This is a genomic window from Micromonospora sp. LOL_025, assembly GCF_048060285.1.
In the GTDB taxonomy this organism is placed as follows: domain Bacteria; phylum Actinomycetota; class Actinomycetes; order Mycobacteriales; family Micromonosporaceae; genus Micromonospora.
Genome location: NZ_JBHMIR010000093.1, coordinates 1 through 1,267, shown reverse-complemented (window position 1 = coordinate 1,267; position 1,267 = coordinate 1). Strand labels below are relative to the sequence as shown.

At 67.1% G+C, this 1,267-nt stretch carries 2 protein-coding genes; both read right to left on the bottom strand.

Annotated features, from left to right (window positions below; all coding sequences use genetic code 11):
• Positions 1-31 precede the first annotated feature (31 nt).
• On the bottom strand, positions 32-922 hold the full coding sequence (locus ACFHW0_RS31615) for an IS3 family transposase (protein ID WP_416613286.1): 891 nt from the start codon (positions 920-922) through the stop codon (positions 32-34).
• Positions 919-1,218, bottom strand: coding sequence for a transposase (locus ACFHW0_RS31610; RefSeq protein WP_416613285.1), 300 nt, complete (start codon positions 1,216-1,218; stop codon positions 919-921). Before ACFHW0_RS31610 ends, ACFHW0_RS31615 begins: the two co-directional genes overlap by 4 nt.
• Positions 1,219-1,267: the final 49 nt, after the last annotated feature.

Below are 1,267 nucleotides of genomic sequence, written 5' to 3'. Positions count from 1 at the left end.
TGTCAATCCCCTGGAATCGTGGAGGACTCGGTTATGCGGCCTGGTTCTCCAGGACGTGTGTAGTTGATCGTTCGTAGTCGATCGGTGAGCGTCCGTTGCAGACAGAATGGCGGCGTCGGCGGTTGTAGAAGTCGGTGATCCAGGTGGCGATCTTCAGCCGGGCCTCGGTACGGGTGCGGAACTGGTGACGGTGGATGTACTCGACCTTGATGGTGGAGAAGGTGGCCTCGGCCACGGCGTTGTCGAAGCACGACCCGACCCGCCCCATCGACTGGCGTACCTTCCAGCGGGCGCACGCCCGGGCGAAGTCGGCCGAGCAGTATTCGCTGCCCCTGTCGCTGTGAAAGATCACCCCTGCGACGTCGCCGCCGCGGGTGACCGCGGCCATGTTCAACGCCGCCACGACCAGGCCGGCGTCGTGCCGTTCGCCCATGGCGTAGCCGAGGATCCGTCGGGAGTACAGGTCGATGACGGTGGCGAGGTAGAGCTTGCCCTCCTGCGTGGCGATCTCCGTCATGTCGCCGCACCAGGCCACGTCCGGCGCGGGCGCGGTGAACTGACGCTTGACCAGGTCCGGGGCGGCTGGTTGTTTGCCCTGTCGGGTCAGCCCACGCCGGCGTCGTTTCGCTCTGGCGACCAGACCCAGCTCGACCATGAGCTGGGCGATCGTGTTGTCCGACACCCGCCAGCCCTGCTCGCGCAACTCGTCGCCGATGCGTGGGCTGCCGTAGGTGCCGCCCGAGGCGTCGAAGACGCGCCGAACTGCCTCCGTCAGCTTGGTCCTACGGTCCTGGCCGGGTGTCGGCCGACGGTTGCGCCACTTGTAAAACCACGACTCGGACACCCCCAGGGCCCGGCAGGCCACCGCGTGCGGCACGTCGTGCTCGGTCCTCTGGGAAGCGATGAAGGCGGCCACGCTCACCGGCCCGTCGCTTCCTTGACCCACAGGACCACAGATCGCTTGAGGACATCACGCTCCATCGCCAACTCGGCATTCTCCCGCCGCAACCGCATCAGCTCGGCGCGCTCGTCCTCGGCCAGCTGCCCGGCAGCGGCTTCGCCACGAGCGGCACGATCCTGCTGCACCCAGTTGGCCAGGGTGCCGCTGTTGATCCCCAGATCACGCGCTACCTGCGCGATCGACTTCCCGGTCTCCCGCACGATCCGGACCGCGCCCGCGCGGAACTCCGGATCGAACCGGCGTCTCGTCTCAGCCATGAACCTCTATCCCTCAAGTTCTGGCCTCCACGTTACGAGGGGAAGGGCA

What these genes read in the sequence shown, in the direction of transcription:
- ACFHW0_RS31610 (WP_416613285.1), bottom strand. Translation starts at nt 1,218, where the DNA reads ATGGCTGAGACGAGACGCCGGTTCGATCCGGAGTTCCGCGCGGGCGCG.